The organism is Methanolobus vulcani (genome assembly GCF_006546655.1).
Lineage (GTDB): Archaea > Halobacteriota > Methanosarcinia > Methanosarcinales > Methanosarcinaceae > Methanolobus > Methanolobus vulcani_A.
In genome coordinates this window covers 548,008-570,634 of the sequence record NZ_VIAQ01000015.1, presented here as the reverse complement: position 1 = coordinate 570,634, position 22,627 = coordinate 548,008, and the positions used below count along the sequence as shown (strand labels likewise).

19 protein-coding genes are annotated in these 22,627 nt (G+C 42.0%); 17 read left to right on the top strand and 2 right to left on the bottom strand.

Annotation, left to right across the window (positions count from 1 at the left end; translation table 11 throughout):
• Positions 1-20: 20 nt before the first annotated feature.
• The 3 genes from FKV42_RS10145 to FKV42_RS10135 all read left to right on the top strand — a co-directional run bounded on the left by FKV42_RS10145 (position 21) and on the right by FKV42_RS10135 (position 5,626).
• Positions 21-2,573 carry a sensor histidine kinase gene (locus FKV42_RS10145; RefSeq protein WP_154810087.1) on the top strand — a complete coding sequence of 851 codons (2,553 nt, stop codon included), beginning with the start codon at positions 21-23 and terminating at the stop codon, positions 2,571-2,573.
• On the top strand, positions 2,570-3,355 hold the full coding sequence (locus tag FKV42_RS10140) for a helix-turn-helix transcriptional regulator (RefSeq protein ID WP_154810086.1): 786 nt from the start codon (positions 2,570-2,572) through the stop codon (positions 3,353-3,355). The genes FKV42_RS10145 and FKV42_RS10140 overlap by 4 nt, the downstream gene beginning before the upstream one ends.
• Before the next feature lie 366 nt (positions 3,356-3,721).
• Entirely contained in the window at positions 3,722-5,626 is a 1,905-nt protein-coding gene (locus tag FKV42_RS10135) for a methyltransferase cognate corrinoid protein (protein ID WP_154810085.1), read from the top strand.
• Positions 5,627-5,636: 10 nt separating this feature from the next.
• Here the strand turns inward: FKV42_RS10135 and FKV42_RS10130 are convergent, their stop codons facing one another.
• Positions 5,637-5,780 (bottom strand): hypothetical protein, encoded by a 144-nt coding sequence (locus FKV42_RS10130; RefSeq protein WP_154810084.1) that lies wholly within the window; start codon positions 5,778-5,780, stop codon positions 5,637-5,639.
• A gap of 29 nt (positions 5,781-5,809) precedes the next feature.
• Between FKV42_RS10130 and FKV42_RS10125 the strand changes: the two genes are divergently transcribed.
• From FKV42_RS10125 to larC, 11 genes are all read left to right on the top strand, one after another.
• Positions 5,810-7,744, top strand: coding sequence for a hydantoinase/oxoprolinase family protein (locus tag FKV42_RS10125; RefSeq protein ID WP_154810083.1), 1,935 nt, complete (start codon positions 5,810-5,812; stop codon positions 7,742-7,744).
• Positions 7,741-9,351: a TCP-1/cpn60 chaperonin family protein gene (locus FKV42_RS10120; protein ID WP_154810082.1), complete on the top strand. Its 1,611-nt coding sequence runs from the start codon at positions 7,741-7,743 to the stop codon at positions 9,349-9,351. Before FKV42_RS10125 ends, FKV42_RS10120 begins: the two co-directional genes overlap by 4 nt.
• A gap of 13 nt (positions 9,352-9,364) precedes the next feature.
• Positions 9,365-9,526 carry a hypothetical protein gene (locus FKV42_RS10115; protein ID WP_154810081.1) on the top strand — a complete coding sequence of 54 codons (162 nt, stop codon included), beginning with the start codon at positions 9,365-9,367 and terminating at the stop codon, positions 9,524-9,526.
• Entirely contained in the window at positions 9,508-11,178 is a 1,671-nt protein-coding gene (locus FKV42_RS10110; RefSeq protein ID WP_154810080.1) for a methylamine methyltransferase corrinoid protein reductive activase, read from the top strand. The genes FKV42_RS10115 and FKV42_RS10110 overlap by 19 nt, the downstream gene beginning before the upstream one ends.
• A complete protein-coding gene (locus FKV42_RS10105) occupies positions 11,175-11,489 on the top strand; it encodes a DUF6951 family protein (RefSeq protein WP_154810079.1) in 315 nt (104 codons plus the stop codon). Before FKV42_RS10110 ends, FKV42_RS10105 begins: the two co-directional genes overlap by 4 nt.
• Before the next feature lie 169 nt (positions 11,490-11,658).
• Positions 11,659-12,858, top strand: a complete 1,200-nt coding sequence (locus FKV42_RS10100; protein ID WP_154810078.1) for an aldo/keto reductase — start codon at positions 11,659-11,661, stop codon at positions 12,856-12,858.
• Between the two features lie 51 nt (positions 12,859-12,909).
• Positions 12,910-13,566 (top strand): flavodoxin family protein, encoded by a 657-nt coding sequence (locus tag FKV42_RS10095; protein ID WP_154810077.1) that lies wholly within the window; start codon positions 12,910-12,912, stop codon positions 13,564-13,566.
• 114 nt (positions 13,567-13,680) lie between these two features.
• Positions 13,681-15,462 (top strand): hypothetical protein, encoded by a 1,782-nt coding sequence (locus FKV42_RS10090; RefSeq protein WP_154810076.1) that lies wholly within the window; start codon positions 13,681-13,683, stop codon positions 15,460-15,462.
• Between the two features lie 50 nt (positions 15,463-15,512).
• The gene (larC2, locus tag FKV42_RS10085) at positions 15,513-16,070 is read left to right on the top strand and encodes a nickel pincer cofactor biosynthesis protein LarC2 (protein WP_230375611.1); all 558 of its coding nucleotides are present in this window, start codon (positions 15,513-15,515) and stop codon (positions 16,068-16,070) included.
• An 81-nt stretch (positions 16,071-16,151) separates the two neighbouring features.
• Positions 16,152-16,928, top strand: coding sequence for a nickel pincer cofactor biosynthesis protein LarB (gene larB / locus FKV42_RS10080; RefSeq protein ID WP_154810074.1), 777 nt, complete (start codon positions 16,152-16,154; stop codon positions 16,926-16,928).
• An 82-nt stretch (positions 16,929-17,010) separates the two neighbouring features.
• Positions 17,011-18,216 (top strand): nickel pincer cofactor biosynthesis protein LarC, encoded by a 1,206-nt coding sequence (gene larC, locus FKV42_RS10075; RefSeq protein ID WP_154810073.1) that lies wholly within the window; start codon positions 17,011-17,013, stop codon positions 18,214-18,216.
• Between the two features lie 24 nt (positions 18,217-18,240).
• Here the strand turns inward: larC and FKV42_RS10070 are convergent, their stop codons facing one another.
• A complete protein-coding gene (locus tag FKV42_RS10070) occupies positions 18,241-18,873 on the bottom strand; it encodes a hypothetical protein (RefSeq protein ID WP_154810072.1) in 633 nt (210 codons plus the stop codon).
• Between the two features lie 218 nt (positions 18,874-19,091).
• On the opposite strand from FKV42_RS10070, the gene FKV42_RS10065 reads away from it, so the two are divergent.
• From FKV42_RS10065 to mobA, 3 genes are read left to right on the top strand one after another with little or no spacing between them, the layout of a single operon-like run.
• A complete protein-coding gene (locus tag FKV42_RS10065; RefSeq protein WP_154810071.1) occupies positions 19,092-19,979 on the top strand; it encodes a serine/threonine-protein kinase RIO2 in 888 nt (295 codons plus the stop codon).
• Between the two features lie 57 nt (positions 19,980-20,036).
• Positions 20,037-22,016 (top strand): DUF460 domain-containing protein, encoded by a 1,980-nt coding sequence (locus tag FKV42_RS10060; RefSeq protein WP_154810070.1) that lies wholly within the window; start codon positions 20,037-20,039, stop codon positions 22,014-22,016.
• Positions 22,013-22,615 (top strand): molybdenum cofactor guanylyltransferase, encoded by a 603-nt coding sequence (mobA, locus tag FKV42_RS10055; protein ID WP_154810069.1) that lies wholly within the window; start codon positions 22,013-22,015, stop codon positions 22,613-22,615. The genes FKV42_RS10060 and mobA overlap by 4 nt, the downstream gene beginning before the upstream one ends.
• Positions 22,616-22,627: the final 12 nt, after the last annotated feature.

Here is a 22,627-nt window from a genome sequence, read left to right as displayed (position 1 = left end):
CAATTACATGATGATAATAAATGACACAACTCGATGTAAATTCGGAAATTGCAAAAGTTGTCAATGATAGTCCTGTAACAATTTTCATATGGAAGCCAGAAGAAGAGTGGCCAGTAGAATTTGTTTCAGAGAATGTCAAACAGTTTGGATATTCATCTGAAGAGTTTTTTTCAGGCAGACTAAAGTATGAAGATATTATCCATCCGGATGATATTGAGCGTGTACACAAAGAGGTTACTGAATACTCAGAAAAACATGTTGATAATTTTGTACAGGAATATAGAATATTAACGGCATCTGGCGAAGCACGTTGTGTTGACGACAGGACAATCATCCAAAGGGATGACAATGGTAATATTCAGTATTATGAAGGTGTTCTACTTGATATAAGCCAGCGAAAACTCTCTGAATCAATAATTGATTGCCGCAATCAGGTTCTTGAAGCTCTGGCTTTAGATGAAACTCTGAATGAGATTCTTACGCGTTTGGTGAGATCTACTAAAAGACTGATACCGGAAGCAATCAGTATTGTCATGTTACTGGACGAGGAAAAGAAACATCTTGTTCATGCTATTTCTACTCATCTTCCGGATTTCTATAAAAAAGCTATTGAAGGACTGCCCATAGGCGAAGGTATTGGATCCTGTTCAACTGCTGTTCACACCGGGAAAAGGGTTGTTGTAGAAGACATAATGGAGCATCCATACTGGGATGATCTTAGGGAAGTTGCAGTTCAGGCAGGCCTTAGAGCTAGTTGTTGCGAACCTATAATTAGTTCGAATAATGAGGTCTTTGGAACTTTTGGAATATACTTCCGTGAACCCCACGTGCCTACAAAAGAAGAGATTGATATCCTAAAAGCAAACGCCAATCTTGCAGCTATTGCAATAAACAAAAAGAGAGTATTGGATAATGCTGTCGAATCTGAACAAAAGCTTAAGGTCATTCTCAACAATGTGAACGATCTGATCTATATCAGTGAACTTGACGGGAAAACACTTGCTGTTAATCAAGCTGTAGTAGATACATTGGGTTACAGCAGGAATGAGATGTTAAATTCATACCCTATCGACACAATTCCATCAAAAGATGTGCGTCGAGTGTCAAAACTTATGACGAAAATCGAAAAGGATGGAAGGGCAATATATGAGACTGAGGCGATACGTAAGGATGGCAGGAAAATACCGCTGGAAGTCAGTGCCCGATTCATAATATATGATGGTAAAAAAACCATTCTGTCAGTTGCCAGAGACATTACTGAGCGCAAAAGAGCCGAAAGAAAGCGCCGGCTAGAAGAAGAAAGGCTTGAAGCGCTTGTTAAACTAAATAGTATGACAGGTGCATCATTGAATGAGATCACCGATTTTGCAAGAGAAGAAGCTGTAAGGCTTACCGAAAGTACGCTTGGATACCTTGCGTTCATGAATGCAGATGAGACAGCCCTTATTATGCATTCCTGGTCGAAAAGTGCTATGAAGGAATGTGGTATCAAAGACAAAAGTTTTGTGTATCCCATAAAGACCACTGGGTTATGGGGTGAAGCAATAAGGCAGCGCAAACCTATAATCACAAACGATTATTCTCATCCAAGTCCTATGAAAAAGGGATACCCTGAGGACCACATAGAACTTACCAGGCATATGAACATCCCGATATTCGATGGTGACCACATAGTTGCCGTTGCAGGTGTTGGCAATAAAACGGAAGATTATGATGAATCAGATTTACGCCAGCTGACCTTATTAATGCAGGGTATGTGGAGTCTTATTCAAAGAAAACAAATAGAAGACGCCTTAAAACAATATTCTGATGAGCTAAAGATGGCAAATGAGGAACTAAGGTCCATCAACAAGATGAAGACCGAGTTCATTGCAGAACGGCTGGAGTCTATATATGGTCCTGAGCGCGCAGAGTGCGGTATCTTTGATGATGAAATGGTCATGGTTATTGATGATCAGCAGGCAAAAGCTATCGATTCCGTATTACTTAACTCTGAAAGACTGAAACGTATGGTAAATTCACTTCTGTATATGAGTCAGGAACAGGCTGGAAAGATTGTATATACTTTTTCCCAGACACATGTAGATAAACTAATATCTGAAGCCTTGATGAATCTTATACTACTAATAGATGAGAAAGGAATTAATTTAGAAGTTAATGTGCCTGAGGGATTACCGACAATAAGCTCTGATAAGGATAAACTGACTCAAACATTGATAATTCTCATAGATAATGCGATCAAATTCACTCCTGAATGCGGAAGAATAAACATAGATCTGAATGAAGAAAGTGCCCATCTGCACTTGAGGATATCTGATACGGGACCGGGTATACAAAAAGATCTTATTCCGCATATCTTCCAGAAATTCTACCAGATGGAGGACTCAATGAGTCGAATGTTCCAGGGACTTGAATCCGGTCTGTACATCTGTAAGGATATAATCCTTGAACATAAAGGCGAGATATGGATTGAAAGTGAAAAGGGTAAAGGAACAACATTCCACATAAGGCTTCCAATAGAGGTTGTGAAAGACAATTCCGCACAAAATATCAAACGTGAGATGATGACATGAAATTGGCTTTGTTAGGTACTCTTTTTCTCTCAGACAAAAGAAAAGATCTTCTCCTTCTGCTGATAGAAAAACCTATGAACATCGATGAGATCAAAAGTACACTTAATGTCACGTCCAGTGCCATGATGACGCAAATAAAGATCCTCATTGATCAGGGCATAATACTTTATGAGAATGATCAGTACCAGCTTTCCAGTTTCGGTGAAGTTATTGTAAAGAAAATGGTGCCTCTGTTAAATACGTTAATGGTCTTTGAAGACAATAAACAATACTGGGAAAATCATAAGGTAAAAGGAATTCCGGCACATCTTCTAGAGAGTATAGAAGAGCTAGGTTCCTGTGAACTTGTTGAGCCGGAACTCAATCGTATGTATGAATTGCCGAAAAAGTTCACCGACAATCTTGTACAGTCAGAATATATCATGGAAATCTCCTCTTCATTCAGCCCTGCTTATCCCTATAAATACATTGAACTTGCCAGAAAAGGTGTCCGAATCTCAGTAATAATAACTGAGTCTGTATTTGAAAGATTTGAAACAGAGTATTTAGAACAATTGAAGGATTATCTCAGGATGGAAAATACGGAACTTTTTGTGTGTAAAGAGGATATTGATTTTGCGTCAAGTGTAGTAACAGACAGATTCCTTTCATTAACACTGTTCTATAAGAACGGTATGTTCCACAATCATGCTATGATGAGTTTTGAAATGGATGCATTGAAATGGGGAGAAAATATGTATCAGTTTTACAGAAAAATAGCACAAGAAGTGACTGATCTCTGAAGTCCGTATTTTATGTAGAGGATATTTCCCCTGATTAGTATTTTACTTGTTTTATCCTGAAGTCCTTGAATGAATATATTCTATTTTTGCGTTCATCAGATCAAAGCCATTAATTTGAGTAAAGCCATTGATTTGAGTAAAGCCATTAATCTAATTGTTATTCGTTTCAGCCGTTAACGGCGTTAATCACGAGGGTTTCATTCATAGGATTATGGCCCTGCTTAAAAAGATAGCCGATTAATAATATTAGAATCTATGATATATTACCTCCGGTTATGATATATATCGCAAGTGAAATACTGGTATTTGTTAACAGTGACAAATGGAGGTTCACTGTGTAAACGACCTTAATTTTGGAGGTAAACTATGAAAACAGCAATTCTGAACCAATTAGCGGAAGCTGTGGTCGAAGGTGACGAAGACCTGGCAGAAGAACTTGCACAAAAAGCCCTTGATGAAGGCGTTGATCCTTATGAGGCTATTGTGGACGGACTTGCAAAAGGAATGGTAATTGTAAGTGACAAATACGAAAAAGGTGAAGCCTTTGTACCACACCTGCTCATCGCATCCGGTGCCATGTATGCAGGTATGGATATACTGACTCCACATATGAATGTAGAGAGCAGTGGAAAGCGTGCCATAGGCGTTATAGGAACTATCGAAGGAGATGTCCACGATATTGGAAAAAACCTTGTCAAGACAATGATGTCTGCATCCGGCTTTGATATGATCGATCTGGGACACGATGTACCGGTTGAGAAATTTGTAGAGGTAGCGAAGGAGAAGAAGGCAGACCTGGTTTCAATGAGTGCCTTGATGACAACTACCATGACCAACATGGAGAAAGTAATTGAGATGCTGCAGGAAGAAGGTACCAGAGATTCCCTCATAGTCATGATAGGAGGAGCACCTGTTTCCCCGGAATTCGCAGAACAGATCGGTGCGGACTCAACACATCCCGATTCAATGGTAGCTACAGAATGGGCAAAGGAAGCTGTAAGCAAACTTGCCCCTGCTGAAGAGAGGTGGAGTGAGGAGAAGATCTCACTTGGCAAGGTCAAATACAGAGAGATTCTGTCTAAAAAGAAGGTCAAAGGAAAGACGGACATTGGTCTGGAAACTGCAAAGCAGATCATTGCAGACTTTGAGAGTGTAGCTGTCAAGACGAAGGAGGAAATGACCCATATAGACAGGACATTAGCTGCAATGGCTGACAAAAAGGTAGACAGATTGCCTGTTTATCCTCTGGCCTGTGGTTCTTTGAGGAAATTTGCTGATGTCAACTACAGGGAGTATGCCACTGACATAAATGCGTTTGTTGAGAGTGCTTACCTTGGATCCAAATATCTGGATACGGACATGTTCGTAGGTCTCATTGATCTTTCTGCAACATCGGCTGACTTCGGATGTAAAATAAAGTACCCTGAAGATGACACACCCTCATCTGAAGGACACCTTGAGGCATATGAACAGATAGAAGTTCCTGAAGTCAAGGAAGGTACTCGTGCCTATGAGCTTATAATGGCATCTAAAGCAGCTACTGAAAAACTTAACAAGGAACTCAACACCCCATTTGTCGGATTCCATGAAGGTCCACTGCTTACCCTTACCCAACTAATGGGTGCAGACCGTGTCCTGATGGATATGAAGACACATCCTGATGTGGTGCTTGAAGCAGTCCAGAAATGTACGGATTACATCTGCCAGGTATCTGAATTGTTCTTTGCAGAAAATGCCTGTAATGCACTGTGTATCGACAACCTCTGGTCTAACAACGTGATCATGAGCGAGGAGGACTACTGGAAGTTTGATGGGAAGTTCGTATACGAACAGCATATTCCAATATTCAAGAAATACGACCAGCCCTACATAATACACAACTGTGCAGATGCAGTGCACTTTGACACACAGATCAAGAAATTCGGAACTCAATTGTACAGCTACGCATACTATCCAAAACTAAGGAGCAAGGGATCACAGAACTATGCAGACCTTATTCCAAAGTATGGTGATGTATGCTGTATGATGGGAGAGATAAATCCGGTACAGTTCATGGATAATACTTCTGAAGGTATTCAGAAGGTAAAGGATGACACTAAGGATCTGCTTGAAGGTGTGCTTCCTGTACTCAAGGAGAACGGACTGCAATCCAAATATGTCATGTCAACCGGTTGTGAGACCCCACCCGGAGGAACTCTTACAACTGTGAAGGCAATGGTAGACGTGGTTAAAGAACTGGGGCCGGACCTTCAGAAACAGATTTTCGGATAAGCAGGAACTATCACTTCCCCCTGCTTTTCCTTTTTTTACTCATGCGTGATCTGAAGATCATTATATGAGGGCTATATCCACAGTGTGGTGAACCGCTCTGCTCCACAATATACACAGAGGGGGTAAGCCACTCTGCCTCCACATTAATCCCCACACAAATCCTCCGCATAAAAGGTGACAAGAATGAATCTCGGACTTGGCATAGACACTGGCGGCACATATACAGATGCCGTGATAATGGATCTTGAAGATGGAACATTAATAGATTCAAACAAATCGCTTACTACTTACCCTGATCTAATTAAGGGCATAGTAAATTCAATTGATGGCCTCAAAGCCGAATATCTTGCGAATGTAAGATTCACCTCAGTATCCACCACACTTGCCACCAACACCACGCTGGAGGGCAAGGGATACCCGGCTGGTCTGATACTTATTGGTTATAATATATCCCGGAAAATTCCGACAGACCATATACTTTCCATAGAAGGCAGGCATGATGCCGATGGAAATGAAGTGGAACCACTGGGTAACCTGAACACCGTTAAAGAATTTGTAACAATGAACCAGCATAAGGTCTCTTCGTTTGCCATATCTTCATATTTTGGCGTACGGAACCCAGAACATGAACTCACGATAAAGGAAATGATACAGGAGATGACAGATCTTCCGGTGGTCTGCGGACATGAACTTTCCATGGATCTTGGAGCCTACGAAAGAGCTTTGACAGCACTCCTCAATGCACAGCTAATCCCTGTAATAGACCAGTTCATAAGGTCTGTACGGTCCGTAATGCAGGCTAAGAACATCAATTCAGTCCTGATGATGATGAGATGTGACGGCTCGCTGGTAAGGATAGAAGAGGCTTTGAAAAAACCAGTGGAATCCATTTTTTCCGGACCTGCTGCGAGTCTGCTGGGTGCTGCACATCTAACGGGTCTGAAAGACTGCCTCACCGTAGATGTTGGAGGTACCAGTACAGACATCTCTATGATCCAGGGTGGAATGCCTGAGATCAGCAGTTCCGGCGCTGTGGTCGGTGGCTGGGATACAATGGTAAAAGCTATTAAAATGAACACCTCTGCCATTGGAGGAGACAGTCATATATGGATGAAGGAAAGAACGTATATCGGACCTAACAGGGTCATACCTCTATGTCTTTGCGCTGCTGAATTCCCATCTATTATTAGTAAACTGCAGAACGCTGAAAAGTCCTCTAAGCGCATAATGAACGATATCATCCAGCCAACAACATTCTTCATGTCCATTGGGACAAAATCCCACTCCCTGCATGCTTCTGAACTTGAGATCGAAGAAATGGAAATATTCGATGCGATCACAGAAGAACCTTCCTCAATATCGGATATTGCATCAAGGACAAATAAGCATCCTCTGATGTTCGAAGGTATCCTGAGAGCACTCATACGGAAAAGATATGTAAGACAGGTGGGTTTCACCCCGACAGATGTTCTTCATGTGACCGGCGACTATGTAAGATGGAATCCCAGTGCATCGATGTTGGGAGCCTCTATAATTTCAGAATATTTCTCCATGGAACCCTTCGACCTCTGTGACAAACTCAAAGAAGACGTAGCCAGAGGTATTGTGCTCAATCTCATTGCACACTGTGCAGATAATGTGAAGAAGGCAGATCTGGAAAAGATATTGAATGGCACAGAACTAATGAAATTCAAAATAAAAACCCCGGTGGCAATGGTGGGTGCCCCGGTAGCACCATATGTGAAATATATGAAATATCTCATTGACGCGGATATAAGAGTCCCGCAGTACCATGAAGTAGGTAATGCAGTGGGTGCCCTTGTCGGTAATGTGATCTACAGGGAAGAAGTACTGATAAGGCCAAAAGCTCCTGGTAGTTCAGAGTATAGGCTATTTTCCGAAAATGGAAGACAAACTTTTGATGATTATCAGGAAGCTCTTGACATGGCTAATTCACTTGTCAATAAAACAGTTTCAGAGTATATGGCAGGTTACGGATTAAGTATGGACAACGTCAGATTTGATCTTGAATCTAATAACATAGGAAGTATCGGAACGGTACCTCTTGAGACAAAGATTGTTGGAGTGGCTGTTGGTTCTCCAAGGAGGGTAATATGAGCACTTCGCTGGAACATGTGCAAAATGCGAATGCACTGGACAATATGGATACCCTGCGTCAGAGCGTACGCAACCGTATTGGAATTAAAGAGGATGTTGAAGAAGACGGGCTAATATATCAGATGCTACAGGCTTCCAGAGATATCAAGGATCTTCTTGTATCATCTTTTGGCCCCCGTGGTCAGAGCAAGATAATAATCAGTCCAACAGACGATGTTTATCTTACGAGTGACGGGAAAACGATAATTGAACAGATAGATGTATTGCATCCGGTGGTCACTTCTCTTAAAGAGCTTGCGATGTCCATGGACAGGGTATGCGGTGATGGTACAAAGACCGCGGTCATTCTTGCTGCATCCCTTATCGAAAATGCTGCTAAACTTATGGCTATCGGCCTGCATCCGACAACCATCATAAAAGGATACCAGCTTGCTCTGAACAAAGCCTATGATATCCTGAATTATGAGAGTATTCGTATTAGCTCAGAAAGGGACCTGCATTCTGTCATAGAGAATGCCAGCCTGGGTAAAGGAATTGAAGCACATCAGGCCCGGATAATAGCTGATATCGTTCTTAAGACACTCTCTAAGATCCGGGATATTAATGGTGATGCTCACATAGATCTCAATGATTATGTAAAAGTTATAAAAAAGATAGGAACCCCATCAATAGAATCTATTTCAGGAATGGTGCTGGACGAAAGACCTGCAAGGTCAGATATGCCTTATCATCTGGAAAATGCAAGCGTCCTCATGATTAATGGCAATGTGAAACTTGAGAGCAAGATCATAAATTCCCAGCGCAATCTGAGAATAGATGATCTGGCCGATCCAATGCTTATCCTCCATGGAAAGGAAAGAAATCTGAGATCCATGTCACAGAAGATAATTGATTCAGGGGCTAACCTGGTCTTTTGTGAAGGAGATGTGGACGAATCTGTTGAGGGATCACTCGCAAAACATGGTATTCTACTTTTCCAGAAACTAAAGAAAAGGGACATGGAGATGGTCTCAAAGGCAACAGGTGCAAGCATTCTTTCTATCAGGGATGATATAATGCCTCATAATCTGGGTTTTGCCGATGAGGCAAAGGTCGAGAAAAGAAACAATGAGCATTTCCTTTTCCTTTCTGTCAGTGATCAACTGATATCCACGATCATGATATGGGAGCCTTTCAGTTATGGTCTTGAAAAGATTGAGGAAGCAGTAGATGATGCAGTCAATAATGCTGCATTCATACTGAAGAATCCTCTTGTCCTTAGAGGAGGAGGAGATGTCGAATTTGTGCTCTCACAGATGCTCAGGCAGTATTCTTCCACCATTGAAGGAAAAGAGCAACTCGCTGTTGTCGAATATGCAAACGCCCTTGAAGAGATTCCCAGAACACTCGCACGAAACGTGGGTCTCAATGAAGTGGATGCGATAACGAAAATGCTCAATTCGTATAACAAGGGAATTGACTGCAGAATCGATTTTACGCGAGAAGTCGTTGCCAATAATCCTCCTGTATATGATTCTTTCAGCATCAAACAAATGGCTGTTATCGCAGCTACCGAGGCTGTAAGCAATATGTTGAGAATTGATAAGATCGTATTGAAAAAGTCCTGATTGGAGGAGTTAAATGCAAGATAAAATGACTTCCAAGGAACGTTTTATCAACGCTCTTGAACTAAAAGAAGTGGACAGGGTACCACTGAATACACCTCTGGAAAAGATGGCAATCCTATGGAAGTCAATGCATCATATTTTAAAAGGGGTAATAAAATGTATGGAATTGCATTAGATGTGGGAACTAGTGGCTTTAGGGCTCAGTTGATTGACCTGGAAACAAAAGAAGTAATTAAGACTTCAATGACAATGAAGCATCCGTTGCCAGGTGGGAACGTGACAGATCATCTTGACTTTGCCATATCTATTGGAGAAGATGTGGCACATGGTGTAATCATAGATGCTGTCGGTAAAATGATAGAAGGATTCGATGTTGATCCCTTGCAGATATCAAAGATAGCTGTCTGTGGTAACCCGATCCAGCTTTCCCTTTTCCAGAATTCGGAGATACGTGACCTGGCCTATGTGGGAAGGAATATGCGAAAAAGACTGGGCATAGACAACATACAACGTGATGCCAGGATTTTCAAGGCCACGGATATATTCCATAGAATCCTGAACCTTGAGAATTGTTTGATTATCATTCCACCTGCCATTGAGCATGAGATCGGGGCAGATGCTCTCGCTATGATGGTGGAGACAGATTTTCTTGAACAGGAAGAACCAACTCTTGTGACGGATTACGGAACGAATGCTGAGATGGCCATAAAAGTCGGTCACAGGATAATAACAGGAAGTGCTGCCGCCGGACCTGCTATAGAAGGACAGGGTATAAGTTGTGGTATGCTTGCAGCTCCTGGAGCTATCACGGATGTTGATCTGGAAGATAAGTTCTGGAGAATATACGTACTGAATGAGAATATGGACGTTGAAAAAGGTCATCTTATAGACCCGATAAGCGGAACGATAATTGAAAGATCAGGTATAGTACCGGTTGGGGTTACGGGAACTGGTCTTATTTCTATATTGTCTCTTGCGATAGATACCGGACTAATTACAAGTCCTCCCAGACTAAAATACGGAAGGATCGAATTGGGTGAGGGAATAGAGATATCAGAAGAAGATATAATTGAGGCTGGTAAGGCCATAGGTGCTATAAGGGCTGCTCAGTTGACCTTGATACATGAATCCGGTATTGCCTATGAGAATCTTGAGACCATGTATATGAGCGGTGCTTCCGGAACCTATGTCAACCCTGCCAAAGCAAGAAAAATAGGCTCATGCCCGGATTTTACAAAGAGAACAGTGCAATTTGGAAATACGTCTCTCTCTCTTGCAAGGGACATCGTTCTTGAAAATGTGAAACTTGATGTGCTGATCGAATTGGCAGGAAACATAAAGGCCGATCATCTTATGATGGCTACCAGTGAAACCTTCAAGAAGCTCTACGCCTGTGAATTGGGATACTGGACAGAGGGCATGTCCATGGAGATGTACCGGAAACTTTTGAAGATGTCTAAATTGCCTGAACTACCAGCTCCTATTGCCGATCCTGTACTTGAGAAAAGGGCCACGGAAGATATCAGTGAAACCGGCACAGGCCGTGTAGAAGTGATAGATGATATCGGTATCACCCTTGAAGAACTGGCAGTGGGATGCATAATGTGCCACAAATGTGAAAATGAATGTCCTGAGAACGCAATATCCATTAAAAATGTAGACGGTAGCTTCATTGCAGAGTATAATACCCTTAAATGTTTGGGGACGGCATGCAAAAGATGTGTGAGCGTGTGTCCGATACATGCCCTTGACTACAAGGAAATAAAGCTCATGCATGATTATTCACTTTCAGTTCTTCCTACATGGGCTGCAGGAGGATTTCAATGACAGAAGTAAAGGTAAATTCCAATATTTGTGGGTTCACTCATGTTGTCAGGGGTAGAAAGGATGGTCAAAAGATAATTGTTGATATCGACACTCCATGTGAGAAGATTAAAAAGATGTCTCATCTGGAAGTCGATATGATGGATCTGTTCGATATAAAAGATAATCTTGTAATGGAAAATGCTAAAGTGGCAAGATGCACTTCCACATGCCTTGTGCCCTGTGCAGTGATGCATGTATGTTGTATAGAATCAGGTTTCATGTCGGGTACACTTGCCAAAGATACAGGAAGTATCAGTATGGAATTCCTGTGATCTGACAAATATCCAAATGAATCTAACTGAAAGTTAATTTTTTTCAACTTTTTAAGGAGTGATTGGTCAATCAAAGCAAATATATATTAACAAATCCCTCTATGACTGACTGTTCAGTCAATATGCGATGATCTAATCTTATTCAATTCAAAACAAAAGGAGAACTCAAATGTTATACAGAAAAATGCCAAAAAATGGGGATGAGCTTTCAATCCTTGGATTCGGATGCATGCGTCTTGCCTCAAAAGAAAACGGCAGCATAGATGAAGAAAGAGCCACCAGGCAAATTCGCGACTCAATTGATCATGGTGTGAACTATATTGACACCGCCTGGCCATATCATATGGGTGAGAGTGAACCTTTCCTTGGTCGTGCCCTTGCTGACGGCTACCGTGAAAAAGTGAAGCTTGCAACAAAACTCCCTTCATTCCTTTTAGAAACAAGGGAAGATATGGACAAGTTCCTCAATGCCCAGCTTGAGAAATTGAACACTGATCATATTGATTATTATCTTCTCCACTATATTGTCGGTGACCTGTGGGATGATATTGAGAAGCTTGGTGCGATCGAGTTTCTTGAACAGGCCAAAGCTGATGGTCGCATCATCAACGCTGGTTTCTCCTTCCACGGAGCAAGCGAGGATTTCAACCGTATAGTGGATGCTTATGACTGGGACTTCTGCCAGATTCAGTACAACTTCCTTGATCAAACAAACCAGGCAGGTACTGCTGGCATGGAATATGCTGCTTCCAAAGGTCTTGGTGTCATTATAATGGAACCTCTGCGTGGAGGAAACCTTGTAAAGAACGTGCCTCGGGCTGTACAGGATATATGGGACGAAGCTCCGACAAAAAGATCACCTGTAGAATGGGCTCTGCGCTGGATATGGGACCACCCGGAGATCACAGTAGTACTTTCCGGTATGAATGAGGAAGCACATATCGAAGAGAATCTTAAGATTGCAGGTGAAGCGCATCCTGATTCTCTGACAGATGTGGAATTGCAACTGGTAAACAGAGTAACTGCCAAATATCGCGAAGTGATGAAAGTAGGCTGTACTGCCTGCCAGTATTGTATGCCATGTCCTGCAGGTGTGAATATTCCTCTCTGTTTTGAGGAGTACAACAACATGTACTTAGTCGATGATCCGGAAGGCGAAAAGTTCCAGTATGCTGTAAGACTGGGAGGTCTTGTCGACTGTGGAAATCCTGCACTTGCATCCCAGTGTGTCCAGTGTGGAAAATGCCTTGAGAAATGCCCTCAGCATATTGATATACCAACTGTCCTTGGTACAATTGTGGAAGAAATGGAAGGTCCTGAAATAGAACAGAGAATTGCAATGGCAAAGGAGATGTTCAAGCAGGTATAAAAAGAGAAAAATAAGGAAAAAGAATCCCGTTATAGATCTTGAGATGATCACATGAAAGTTATAGCAATAAACGGAAGTCCTAGAAAGAACTGGAACACTGCAACTCTTCTTGAGCATGCGCTTAAAGGAGCTGAATCCAGGGGTGCGAAAACAGAACTCATCCACCTATACGATCTGGATTATAAAGGATGCATCAGTTGCTTTGCCTGCAAGAGGGTAGACGCTCAAAATGGTATTTGTACCATGAAGGATGACCTGAAAAATGTCCTTGAGAAAATAGAAGAAGCTGATGTTCTTATTTTTGGTTCCCCTATTTACTTCGGGGATGTGACCGGAGAGATGAGGTCTTTTCTGGAAAGATTGTTTTTCCAGTACCTTGTATATGATGAAAACTACTCTGCAAGTTGTCAGAAAAAGACAGCTACTGCTTTTATGTACACCATGAATGTTGACGAGCAGCAGATGAAAATGCTGGGTTATGATTCTTCTATTTTCAGCAACATGGAAACGCAGCTACAGAGGTTTTTCGGATATACGGAATCACTATGTGCATTCGACACGTATCAGTTCGATGATTACTCCAAATACGTTTCAACAGCTTTCAATGCTGAAGAAAAAGCCAGGAAACGAGAAGAGGAATTCCCGAATGATTGTGCTAAAGCCTTTGAGATGGGGGCCAGATTCGCTGAAAAGCCTAAGGTAATTTAGTTGTGCAAATAAACAAGGAATCGGCCTTCTGATGTAACAGTGTTAACAAATACCGGCAGTCTTATATCCTTTGTTATGAGACTTTAATTATTAAATTTTAAGGAAGGAATATGTGTGGAGAACGAAATATACGCCGGAGCCATGGCTGTGGTCTCAGAGATCGAGAACATAACCAATGACAGAATCGAAGCCTTAACAAAAGGACATGGAATGACAAACATTGCTGCTATTTGTGCGGCAAATGCAATTGCAACTGAAGTATTCCGCGGAGTGAACATCCTTCTTACAGATGAGGATACAGGGAGCCTTCAGATAGATGATGTCCTGAGAAAAGGAATTGAAGCTGCTAAGGAAGCAGGTGCTGATCCTACTAATGCAGCACTATTTGCAGCAACAGTTTGCTATTTTGCGGGAACTAATGCACAGGCTGGAGTACCTGCGGGTAACAGGAAGCTTGGTGCTCTTGCCAGAATGATTGCAGGTGTACCACGTAGCGGAGTAGCTGCAGTTCCAACACCAAAATCTAACAACAAAGTATCAGGTTTTGCTGCCGTACAGGCACTCTATGAAGCCCTCAGGGAAGGAAAGCTGACAAAAGTTGTAGGTAAAAAACTACCTCTTGGAGTTGCAGGCGGTCCGCTTTACGGACACAACACACTTGGAGAGGATGTCGGATTTGTTGAAGTTGCCGTAAACGGAGCAAAGATAGGTACGCAGGCAATGATGGATGCATACAGTGGTGCCGGTGTATCTCCCAGCCCGGTCATAAGTGCCATCATGGGTGTGGCAGCAACCCTTGAAATCGTTCATCCTGATTCATTTGTAGGAGAAGAATATGGCGGTTTCTTCGATGTCAATAGTGCATACCTGGCAGGAAAAGCAGCATGTGAAGTTGCCGGTATTCCTGAGAAACTGCATATGAGAGGAACCAATGAAGAATATGATTCTGCAAGGGTCATCGGTGACCTGGGAGTAATCATAAAGGACATTGGTGCTCCAACTGTTGTAGGAATGATGGCTTTTGGTGAGATGCTTTGCTCATTCCAGGAATCAGTTCAGATAGGAGCAGGTTTCTCCGGCGGTCCTATCATGCCTCCACTTGGTCATATGTCATCTGATGCAATTGTCACATTAAGATGCCTTATCTCAGTAGAGAAGGATATTGATAAAGCTGCAGAAATGATAGCACAGATTAAAAAGACAGAATGGCTTGACCCTGTCATGGCTGCCGTAGGAGCAAATACGATTGCAAGAAAAGCTGAGCAGGTTAGGCGTGGTCCTATTACTAAAACCATTATAGCAGGTACGGAACCCGTAAGATCAGCAGCAATATTCTATCGTGCACAAAAAGCATATTATGATCTTAAAGCTGGTAAATCGGTTGATGAGGTTGTCAAAGAACTTGATGCTGAGAGAAAAGAAACGGTAGAGAAGAACGCCTCTGCTATGCTTGGAATGATGACCGGTCACGAAGTTGATATCAAAATCGTGAAAATAGCTGGTGGAGCCAGAAGATCACATCCGTTCACAAATGCGTACTATGGTTTTGACACGGATGTTGATGTCGATATCACGTTGGATGGCACAAAGTATGAACTGAGAGGAGTTGCACAGAAGGTCATACCTGATGCGGTGTTTAATGATGACAAAGATGTTTTGGATATTATTCCATTTGCCGCAATCCCGGTATCAGAATTACAACTCTCCGGTCATTCAATTATAAACATCACTGTTCCTGCAGCAGTTGCAGCAGCAATGAAGATTGAGGAACCAAAGGATGCAGCAAAGAAATGCGAAGCCGGTGGAAAATACTGCAGTGCTGCAATTCCAGGTGCAAAGGATAAAGCAAAGCGTGTCTCCAAACTGGCAGTAAGGATTATGGATGAATTGAAGTAATTCCATAATCCGGAATTACTTTTCCAAAAGGAGGGTTTGCCCTGCTATTGATGACCAATGTTGACAACATTAATTGCGATCATATACCCTATCTAATTGATGAATTAATGAAAAGGGACGCAAAAAATGTCCATGTAGTTCCGGCCATTACTAAAAAGGGAAGGAATGAATACATTTTTCTTATTGATTGCAAAGAAGAACAGATAGAAGACTTTGCAGAGTTCATGGCAATGGAGACAGGAACTCTGGGTGTCCGGATTCTTCAAAACAAGCATTATCCTTTTGATTACATGTTCAAAAAGATGGAACTTTCATTTGAAAGCGGTAATAATGAGGTCCTATGGGAAGGAGTCGTTAATTTCAAAATAGTCTGCAATAGGAAGGGTGAAAACATATCTATAAGAGCTGAATACGAAGAGATTAAGGATCTGACGGAATGTCTGAGAAATACCGGCTTAAATATTTCCCTCTATGAAATGAAAGAGATGCTGGAGCAGCGAGCACTGGAGCAATTCAAGGATGTGTTCCTTAACTGCAAAGGAAATGATCTGGACTTAGAAACTCCTATGCTTCGCTTCTCAGTTGACAAATCCATTTATGTGAAATAAAATATTTATCTTAACTTTCTCTCATGAGGACAAATAATAATTAACGTTAATAATAGTTATAATAAAAAAGCAGGAGAATAAATGGATCTCAAAAACTTATTAAATAAGCTGAAAAACGGTGAACTTGATCTTGAAACTGCAGAATCAAATATTCGCTCCATGGGTTATGTACCTGTTACAGACATTGCAAAGATTGATGTTTTCCGAAAGCACCGCACGGGCATAATGGAAGCTATCCTTGCTGAAGGCAAGGACCCTGCCGATGTTGTGGAAATCGCAAAAGCACAGGTTGCTGCGAGTGGAAGAGTTCTCATCACAAGACTCAACGAAAATCACCGGGAAATGATTGAGGCCATGTTCAATTCAGATGAACTTGAGTGGGATCTGCATTCAAAAGGTGTTGTTGTCCACAACGGCACTCCTGCTCCAAGAACCGGAGGAGTTGTAGCAATAATCACAGCCGGAACCGCTGATATTGATGTCGCTGAGGAAGCAAGGATGGTAGCTCATGAAATGGGCTGCGAGACCATTGCAATCTATGATGTTGGAGTTGCAGGATTCCACAGGCTGGTATCCGAAATGCAGAGGCTTAAAGACAAAAAACCTGATTCCATAGTAGTTGCAGCAGGAAGGGAAGGAACTCTGCCAACAGTAGTTTCAAGTCTTATGGATGTTCCGGTAATTGGTCTTCCGGTTTCAACTGGTTACGGAGCCGGTGCAAAGGGCGAGGCTGCACTGCTTTCCATGTTACAGTCATGTTCCGTGCTTTCGGTTGTCAATATCGATGCAGGATTTGTAGCAGGTTCCTTTGCAGCAAGAATTGCAAACAGGGTTTCAGAAGCAAGGAAGAATGAATGAGAAGTACACCATTTCAATGTTACAAATTGAAAGGTCCTTATTTGAAGTTTGAAATTTAAAATTATTATCTGGAATGAATTAAATGAAATCCCTAATATTTGACCCATTCTCCGGTGCTGCCGGTGATATGATACTGGGAAGTCTCATTGATCTTGGAGCAGATGCTGCAAAGATATGCGAAGTAATCGAATCCGCAGTTGATGTGAAAGTATCTGTTGACAAGGCCAATAAGAGAGGCATATCAGCCACCGATGTTAAGATTCATGTCGCACACGAGGAACATTCCAGACATTACCATGAACTTGTAGATATAATCAAGTCAGCAGGACTTCATCCACAGGTTGAAAAAAGTGCACTCGATGTTTTTGCCATCATGGCTGAAGCCGAATCAAAGGTTCACGGTGAATCTCTGGAAACAATTCATTTCCATGAAGTTGGACAGAATGATGCTCTGGCAGATGTTATTGGTTCCTGTGCAGCAATCCATGAGATTGGTTCTGAAGCGATATTCTGCACACCTGTCAACGTTGGCGGCGGAAAGGTAAAGGCTGCACACGGACTTATGGCTGTACCTGCACCAGCAACACTGGAAATCCTGCGTTCAGGAGAACTCTTATCTTACGGAAACGGTAAAAGAGAACTTCTCACACCAACCGGTGCCGCTTTACTATCATATTTTGCAAAGCCCATTGATAATCTGCCAAAGGGAAAAGTTTTTTCAGTTGGCTACGGAGCAGGTGATGCTGATACCGAAGACCCTAACGTTCTCAGAAGCATGTTGGTTGAGATGGATGATATCCTTACTAAAGACAAAATCGAAGTCCTGGAAACTAATGTTGACGATGTTACCGGAGAAGTTCTTGGAAACCTGTTCGACAAACTACTTGCAGCGGGTGCCCGCGATGTTGCCATCACACCTACAATCATGAAAAAAGGCAGGTCAGGCCATATAATCAAAGTTATCACTAAATCCCAGAATAGCGAACGTGTCGCCAGGGAAATCATGAAAGAAACCGGCACATTGGGTATCAGGGTTATTCCAACCGTACATCGTTTTGTGGCTGACCGCAGGATGGATGAAGTAAGCATCCAGCTTAAAGGTGAGGAATTTGCCAGTGCAGTGAAAATTGCACAGGATAAAACCGGAGAAGTCCTGCATATTTCTGCTGAGTATGAGGACTGCCGGAAGATTGCTGATAAAGTTGGGCTGCCACTTAAAGAAGTGATTCGCAGGGTTGAAGAAGAAGCGTGGGGAAGTTTGGATTATAACTACCACCAGCTAATTTAAAAAAGGTGCTAAAAGCACCTATTCTCATCTTAACCACATTAGTATTGAGAACACCATCAATAGTGTCAAAGCTGAGAAGCCGGGTGTTGAGTTGCTATTTTCACTTTTAGTCTCATTTTCAGATTCACCTGTAGCGATTTCTATATCACTTTCTTCGGATGGAAGTCCTTCATCATCGCGAGGCATTTCTTCATACTCAAAAGCAACAGGTACATTTTCAATACCTACTTTTATGGCTTCCTCTTCGAGAATTTGATACAATGAATCCAGGGTTTCATTATCAATTTCAGACCCAGCCAAAATTGAAACAATTAGATAATTATCGACACTAAGACCCCAAGCAATTACTGGTCCGTTTGGACTTAAGTACTTATTAATTATTTCTTCTTTTGTATTTTCCAATATTTGTTGGTACCTTTCAGACAAAGCTTCGCGCTCTAAATCTGAATTGGTAACAGGAACCTTACCTCTTACCTCAAATACACCGGGATGAGTCCTTGTTATATCCAGAGACTTCATATCTACCGACTCATTGAACTCCATCTGTTGTTTAGATTCTTCACGAGCTACATACATAGCCATGAGTTTGTCAAATGTTTCATTGGAATCTGAACTGTTGTTGTCTACTGCAGTAACTATGCTTATGTTTGCTAACAAAAAAACAAATAATATTAGTGGTGTACAAAGTTTAATGTTCTAACCCCATTTTAATAAAACTTTTCGGAGAATATTTATTTCTTTGTATAATCTATACATTTTTTAAAATATATAGAAAGAAAATAACCGATGAAGCCTAGACTTTTAATTAGGGAAACTAATGTTAAAGTGCCGCCTACCACAAACAATCTAAACCATCCCGGCAATTAGGAATTCAGATGATAGACGACGTTGTGAAGTTATTTAAGGAACTGGACAGCAAGGACCTGCGTATACTTGCAGGTATTGAGATAGGCATGAAGCACTTTGAATGGGTGCCTGTTGAAGATATAATGAAATACACACGCCTTTCATACTCAGCCCTTGAGTTCAAACTTAAAACACTCATCAAGAATAACATGGTAATCGCTACCTATCAGCCATACGAGGGTTACCAGATATACTTTGATGGTTACGATACACTTGCTCTTAACACACTCGTAAAAAGAGGGACAATCAGTGCTATTGGCGACGAGATTGGCGTTGGGAAAGAATCCGTTGTTCATGAAGCTGTAAAAGAACCTGAACTTGCCTTTGGCGAAGCTCAGGGAGTTATACTCAAATTCCACAGGGAAGGAAGGACCAGTTTTAAAAGCGTCAAAAGAACCCGATCCCACCTTGAAGGGAAAGAACATTTTTCATGGATTTATGCAGCCAGGCTTGCAGCAAAAAGGGAAGCTGCAATCATAAAAGAACTCTACCCTGATGTATCTGTTCCAAAACTACTGGACAACAATCGTCATGCGCTTGTCATGGATGTGGCAAAGGGAACACTTCTCTATAAAACAAAACTGGAAGACCCGGAGTGGTTCCTCAATGAAATACTCAGTCAGGTAGCACTCGTTTATGAAAAAGGTTACATCCATTCAGACCTCAGCGAATACAACATTTTTGTGAACGAGAACGGAGTTCAGTTCATTGACTGGCCGCAGTACGTTGAGATCAGCCATCCACATGCTGAGGAACTGCTAGAAAGAGATGTAGCCAATGTCCTGAAGCACTTCAAACGAAAGTACAGGATAGATAGAAATGCAAAAGAAATAGTTTCAGAAATAATGAATAGCTGAAACTGAAAATCGCCTGTGGTCATTCATATATCTTAGTAGTAACATAAAATAAACCGTATGCAAAACGGGGTAATTTACGGTATCGACATAGCAAAGGGTTCATCCCGTGCACAGGAAGTACCCAAATATGCCGTTGCCGTACTCAGGGACGGAGAAATCAGCCATTATACAATGGTCAGGCTTCACAGGATACTGCGGATGCTGAACAAGGACAGGCCAGATTACATTGCAGTTGACAACATTTTTGAGCTTGCACCAAACAAAAAAGCACTTATTCATTTACTTGAAAAGCTCCCGGATAACACCAGACTTGTACAGGTCACAGGCAGGATACACCAGAAACCACTTCTAAGACTTGCACAGGAACACGGACTTTCCATGAACCAGTTTGACCCCATACAGGAAGCTGAAACCTGTGCCATACTTGCAAGTCTTGGTGTGGGAGAAGAAGTATCCCTTTTTGAAGATATCACACGTATCAAGGTCAGCCGTGCCCGCTCCCTTGGAAGAGGTGGCTGGAGTCAGAACCGCTATAGAAGAAAGGTTCATGGTGCAGTCAAGGAAAAAAGCAGGGAAATTGAGAACATCCTGCGCAAATTCTCCCGGGACACCGGATACAGTTATGATGAACGTTTTACCGAAGGGTTTGGAGGTTATGTCAGAGCTGAATTTACGGTAAAAACACGTAGGGACAGAGTACCGATTAAACCATCATCCAATGCTGATGTGCAGGTCACTGTCAAAAGTGTGGAAAGAGACAAGATACAATACATACCCCTGAAGAAAGCCGGAAGAAAATATACTATAGTTGGTATTGACCCCGGAACAACCGTGGGAATTGCAATCCTTTCACTTGACGGGGAACTCCTGCTCTCAGAAAGCATTCGCGGGATTTCCCATGATGAAGTTGTCAGGATGATAGCGGAATACGGAAAGCCTGCCATCGTTGCCACAGATGTTTATCCTACGCCTTCAGCCGTGGAGAAGATTCGCCGCAGTTTCAATGCAGTTGCATGGAGTCCGGGGGGAGAAATCAGGGCAGAGGAAAAAATTGCTCTTGCACGGACATACGGATATTCCAATGATCACGAGCGTGATTCACTTACAGCAGCAATTGCAACCTATAAATCTTACAAGAATGTTTTTTCCAGAGTTGAGAAAAGGGCACCTAAATACCTCAATGTAGATAGCATCAAATTCCATGTTATTAACGGGGATTCTATAGAAGAAGCCATTGAGAAAGTAGCTTCTGAGTCTAAGATACAAGTACGTGTTAAGCCTGAACCGGAACCGGAAAAAGAAGAACTTACAGACACTGATGAACTTGTGAAGAAACTCCGTGAGGAAATCCGTCAGAAGAATTCCCAGATAAAGCAGCTCAAGGAATATGTTTCTGAAATAAAGTACGAATCCGGACAGAAAGAGAAGAATATCGAAAAACTTGAGATGCGTATCAGTAAATTCAAGAATTCCATTTACAAGCAGGTAAAGAAGGAAAGGGAGATACAGATTAGGGATGCTGAAATTGAGCGTCTCAATAAAGAGCTTGCAAAAACCCGGAAAAACCTTAAGAATCAGCGCAGGCAGAACAAACGCCTGAAGCAGATACGTAAGAAGGAAATCAAGGGTGAAGGACTTCCTGTCAAAGTTATATCTGCTTTTACAAGGGAAGCGATACAGCATACAAAAGAACTCTATGGAATCAAAGAGAATGATGTCATCTTCCTCAAAGACCCAAGCGGAGGCGGACCTATCACAGCATCGCTGCTTGCCGAATCAAAAGTAAAAGCTGTGATTATAACTGAAGATATGCCACATGCTGCACTTGAAGCATTTTATGATAAGGACGTGCCGGTTTTGAAAGATATTCAGATACACCGTGTAGGAGATCTGGCTTCCGTTGACCCTGATATTCTTGAAGAAGCAATTGAACGTTGGGAGGAAGGAGCTGAAAAGCGCCGTCGTGAAAAAGAGCAGGAACAATTCCAGTCCATTCTTGATGAATACAGGAGTGAACGCAGAAGAGGTCTTGCATGATACGCTCATCGCTCCTGCTTGCCGGCGGACTTGGCACCCGCATGAATGGCAGGGAAAAAGCCCTGATGATGTTTGAAGATAGTACTCTGCTGGAGCGTTCACTTTCAGTTCTTGATGATGTTTCAGATGAAGTGATCGTTTCCCTGCGGGATGAGGAACAGGGTCAGGAATTCTCACCATATCTTCATGACAGAATTATCGTAACAGACAGGATCAGAAATGCAGGTCCACTTGCCGGAATGTTATCTGGTTTTGAGAGAGCAGGCGGAGACTATGTTTTTACTGTTGCATGCGATATGCCGTACCTGAACAGGACACTAATTGACATGATGTTCGACATGGTTGGTGAGCATGAAGCGCTCATACCTATCAGTGAATATGGTACAAAAGAACCGCTACATGCGGTATATCATAGAGATAGTATGCTTGAGGCAATTGAAAATGCCCTTGATGAAGGCAGCAGAAGTATACTTTCCCCGGTATCATTCCTTGATGATGTGATTTATCTTGATGCCGAAGTTATAAGGACAATAGACAAAGACTTTAAGAGTTTTGTTAACGTTAATACGCCGGAAGATATGCTGAAACTGGAAAGATGATCGCCATACAAA

Bases quoted from the DNA above. Each gene is read 5' to 3' on its own strand.
- FKV42_RS10145 (WP_154810087.1), top strand. From the start codon at position 21: ATGACACAACTCGATGTAAATTCGGAAATTGCAAAAGTTGTCAATGAT.
- FKV42_RS10140 (WP_154810086.1), top strand. From the start codon at position 2,570: ATGAAATTGGCTTTGTTAGGTACTCTTTTTCTCTCAGACAAAAGAAAA.
- FKV42_RS10135 (WP_154810085.1), top strand. From the start codon at position 3,722: ATGAAAACAGCAATTCTGAACCAATTAGCGGAAGCTGTGGTCGAAGGT.
- FKV42_RS10125 (WP_154810083.1), top strand. From the start codon at position 5,810: ATGAATCTCGGACTTGGCATAGACACTGGCGGCACATATACAGATGCC.
- FKV42_RS10120 (WP_154810082.1), top strand. From the start codon at position 7,741: ATGAGCACTTCGCTGGAACATGTGCAAAATGCGAATGCACTGGACAAT.
- FKV42_RS10115 (WP_154810081.1), top strand. From the start codon at position 9,365: ATGCAAGATAAAATGACTTCCAAGGAACGTTTTATCAACGCTCTTGAA.
- FKV42_RS10110 (WP_154810080.1), top strand. From the start codon at position 9,508: ATGTATGGAATTGCATTAGATGTGGGAACTAGTGGCTTTAGGGCTCAG.
- FKV42_RS10105 (WP_154810079.1), top strand. From the start codon at position 11,175: ATGACAGAAGTAAAGGTAAATTCCAATATTTGTGGGTTCACTCATGTT.
- FKV42_RS10100 (WP_154810078.1), top strand. From the start codon at position 11,659: ATGTTATACAGAAAAATGCCAAAAAATGGGGATGAGCTTTCAATCCTT.
- FKV42_RS10095 (WP_154810077.1), top strand. From the start codon at position 12,910: ATGAAAGTTATAGCAATAAACGGAAGTCCTAGAAAGAACTGGAACACT.
- larC2 (WP_230375611.1), top strand. From the start codon at position 15,513: ATGACCAATGTTGACAACATTAATTGCGATCATATACCCTATCTAATT.
- larB (WP_154810074.1), top strand. From the start codon at position 16,152: ATGGATCTCAAAAACTTATTAAATAAGCTGAAAAACGGTGAACTTGAT.
- larC (WP_154810073.1), top strand. From the start codon at position 17,011: ATGAAATCCCTAATATTTGACCCATTCTCCGGTGCTGCCGGTGATATG.
- FKV42_RS10065 (WP_154810071.1), top strand. From the start codon at position 19,092: ATGATAGACGACGTTGTGAAGTTATTTAAGGAACTGGACAGCAAGGAC.
- FKV42_RS10060 (WP_154810070.1), top strand. From the start codon at position 20,037: ATGCAAAACGGGGTAATTTACGGTATCGACATAGCAAAGGGTTCATCC.
- mobA (WP_154810069.1), top strand. From the start codon at position 22,013: ATGATACGCTCATCGCTCCTGCTTGCCGGCGGACTTGGCACCCGCATG.